The organism is Candidatus Stygibacter australis, from assembly GCA_030765845.1.
Taxonomy (GTDB): Bacteria; Cloacimonadota; Cloacimonadia; order Cloacimonadales; family TCS61; genus Stygibacter; species Stygibacter australis.
The window spans coordinates 1-3,788 of the sequence record JAVCDJ010000063.1 but is presented as its reverse complement, the minus strand read 5'-3'; the positions used below and the strand labels follow the sequence as shown (position 1 = coordinate 3,788).

2 protein-coding genes are annotated in these 3,788 nt (G+C 39.2%); both read right to left on the bottom strand.

Annotation, left to right across the window (positions count from 1 at the left end):
* Positions 1 to 164 precede the first annotated feature (164 nt).
* Positions 165 to 2,837 carry a right-handed parallel beta-helix repeat-containing protein gene (locus RAO94_03930; protein ID MDP8321484.1) on the bottom strand — a complete coding sequence of 891 codons (2,673 nt, stop codon included), beginning with the start codon at positions 2,835 to 2,837 and terminating at the stop codon, positions 165 to 167.
* A 602-nt stretch (positions 2,838 to 3,439) separates the two neighbouring features.
* A partial coding sequence (locus tag RAO94_03925) for a hypothetical protein (protein ID MDP8321483.1) occupies positions 3,440 to 3,788 on the bottom strand: 349 nt, incomplete at its 5' end.

Here is a 3,788-nt window from a genome sequence, read left to right as displayed (position 1 = left end):
CGAACGGGTTTTAATACCCTATGGTTGTTCAAGCTTAACCCCTTCCATTTTCCTTATCAATATCTTAATACTAATTTCATGATGTCAATATACAATGGTAGACACATCCACCGCCTTAATTACATTCCCCACAATCTCCCCAAAAAATACACTCATATTATCGCTCACTTCATCAATACAGCTTTTCTCCACTGCCCCTTCTGTCCCTCTATATCCAGCCTGATGAAATAGATTCCAGAGCTCACTTTGCGCCCTTCATTATCTGTCCCCTGCCACACTATATTCTGCTCTCCTGCTGCCATATCTTCATCTTTAAGTGTACTTACTTTCTGTCCCTTCACGTTATATATTGCCAGTTTCACCTTTCCTGGCTGCTTAACATAAAATGCGATTGTCGTTTCTGGATTGAAGGGATTGGGATAAGCATTAATTTTACATTTTACATTTTCAATTTTCAATTCGTCAGTATTGACGAGTCCATATTCATAGCAACCCATATCTGGTGCTTCACCCCAATATTCATCTTCTACCAGATCTACCAGCACTTCTTCATTCCATTCAAACCAGTCTGTTCCGCTATCCACGCAGGGAGAATCTATCGTTAATTCATAATCTCCTGCCTCGGGATCAACAAATAAAGGCTCAGCATCAATATTCCCTTCCAGCCATTCATATTCACCGCCATAAGGAGTTTCTATTCCCGCACTTCCACCTTGCAGATTAGAATATGCTATCGCAACCGGCTGATCAAAGCCTGCCTCCTGTCCAATATTTATCTCTACAGGTGAGTCATTTCGGCAGATGCTATTCACCATTGTCATTGTAGAATTTTCATCAATAATTATACTCCCACCTGCCAGTGCGTAGTTATCAGCCAACGTACAATTCCTAAGCACAGCTTTTGAGCTGTCTACACAGCAAATCGCAGCCCCTGCATACGCCCATGTACCCTCCACCTGGTTACCAGTCACCTCGCAATCAGTAAGTCTCACCTCAGAATCTGACATGCAATAAATTGCTCCACCTCTAATTTCTGCTGTATTTCCAGTGATCTTCACATTATCCAATTCGCACAGCGAGTTATTTACCAGATTCAATCCACCACCTACGGTACCGCCATAATTATCACTGATGGTCATATCTTCCAGCCGGACAACGCTCTCATTCAGATAGATTGCTCCCCGATATATTTCCCAGTACAAGCCATTTTCAGGATTGGCATTTATGATCTTGAAGTTGCTCAATATTGCAGAATCAACCCCCGAATAGAAAAAATGACTATTATTACCTTCAGCATCAAGAATTGTCTCTACTGCCCCTGCTCCCATAATATTCACATTATTCACTCCCATAATTGGAAACACTTCACCACTCCCTTCCCCGCTATAGGTTCCTTCCGCAAGATGCACTGTCCGTTCAATATTTATAGGATTGATGATTCGAATTGCCTGTTCAAGCGTCTGCAAAGCCTCATCTGCCGCTAAGCCACTATTCGCATTATCACCTTCTGGTGATACATATAGATCAGCATCCACTTGATCATAAATAGAATTTGCTATCTCAAAATCTAAAGCATTTACAGGATACACATGAGCACTGGTAGGACTGAGCACAGTAAAAGTATCAAGGCATACCGTCTCATCAATATTCATAATAAATAGATCATCACCCACTCGGGCAGAATTACAATATACACTATTCAGGTTTTGGGCATCTAAAGATAAGCCATGACAACACCAGAATATTCCACCTCCCTGTGTGATGGAAGTATTATAGCGGATACTATTTCCCGCAAGCTCGATATCAAAATTAAATTCCTCTGTATCACTCACAGCCCCACCCAGTATTGCTGTATTGTATTCCATAATGTTATCCGTTACCGCTACGTTATATGATTTAAAAAATGATACAGCTCCACCCCAATGCGAACTGTTTCCGGCAAAGTAATTATTCTGCACGATAGCATATATAGCTCCCGAAAAGCAGATACCTCCACCGTCCCAGGTGGCACTATTACCTGTAATAGTATTTCCCGTGATAGTTGCCATACCATTTGTTCCTATAATTATCCCGCCACCTTCTTCTGTTACATTATCGCGGATGATATTATCAATGATCTGCGGAGAAGAACTAGAAAATGAGCAAATTGCACCACCATTATCTTCAGCAAGATTTTCAGCTATCAGATTACCTTCTATCAAGGGGCTGGAATATGTATTGCAGAATACTCCCGCTCCACAGCCGTTATAATTTTGAAAATTGTAAGTCATGTTATGAGTTATTGTATTATTACTGATAGTAGGACTTGCATGATTATTGCAGGCAATAGCTCCTCCCCATACTGCAATATTATTGGTTAGTGTGCAATTGGAGATCACAACATTGGAGCAACTGTCAGCGAATACTGCCCCTCCTGTAAACTCTGTATATAATTCCCCCAATGCTTTACCATATTCCATACGACAGTAATTTAATAGAGAAGTCTCATTATCATCACAATGATAATCAAATAAAATACCACCCCAGCCACCATCCGGGTTACTTACATCGCTAAATCCCGTAGTATCTGCAACCGTCCAGTAAACACTGTCAACGATAGTTCCTTCAGCTATCAACTGTCCCGACACATTCAAACCATAATTATCACTGAATATTATCTCTACTCCCGGTTGAATTTCCAATACCTCAGTAGAACTTATGGAAATATTGCCATCAATTATATAAGGTGAGTCAAATATTGACCAGATACCACTTACAGCACCTTCATCAATATGTGTTTCACATTGTAATCCCCCAATAACAGCCAATAATACAAAAATAAAAATTGCTTTATTCATGACATTCTCCTATTTAAATAATTATCCGGACTCTTCAAATTAAGATTAATTTATTTTTTGCACTATCAACTAATTGTAGCATAAATTGTTCCAAACAAAACCAGATCCCGCTCTCTTGTGTCCACTGCGTCCGTTATGTCCACTTACCCCTACAAGCTGTATCAGTCTCTTTCACAATTACCTCTGAACCTCTGAAGTATAATGCCTTATCTCACCTATCGGATCGACACATTATCACGGACGATGAGTAAAGCTAATGTACTCCAAAATCACCGCCGAAGCCACAAGCTATCTGTCTTTTTCGTGTACTTTAGCGGCTTTCGCGGTTAAAACATCTTTTACATTACATTATCCGTGTTCATCCGTGTAATCCGTGGCTAACATCTTTTCTTACATTCCCTCTGTGCCTCTGTTGTGAAAAAATTACATTCTCTTACAAGAATCCTGCCAGGTATTCTCTGGTATAGAGATAAAACTTGTCAGCACCGGATGACGCATTGACCTTTCTCATTTTCTACCAGTGTATCTCTACCTGCCTCGATCATGTGGACGTTTAAGAACACCATCTGAGGTTTTACTCAATGATCATACTCTAATTAATCTCAAGAATTGGTTATCCTATCAGCAATCTCAGGTAAAATTAAATCAAATTGTTTACTCATTATTTTTTTCAACTCAGTGGTAGAAGAGTAGTCAATAAATATCTGTTTATCATTCACAATTTCATTGCTCAAATTATTGAGTTCCAGGATATTCTTATCGATATCAGTAAGTCTTTTTAGATTAACTTCTTTAAAGCAGACATAAATATAATGAGGCATCTTCCCTGCTTTAAAATTTTCTAGCGCAAGTTCATATTCTTCTCTTGTGTGTTTACCATACACTTTATGGAATAGAAAGACAATTATTTCGCAACTGGGTATTTCTTTATTCAAATAATCTTGATATTCT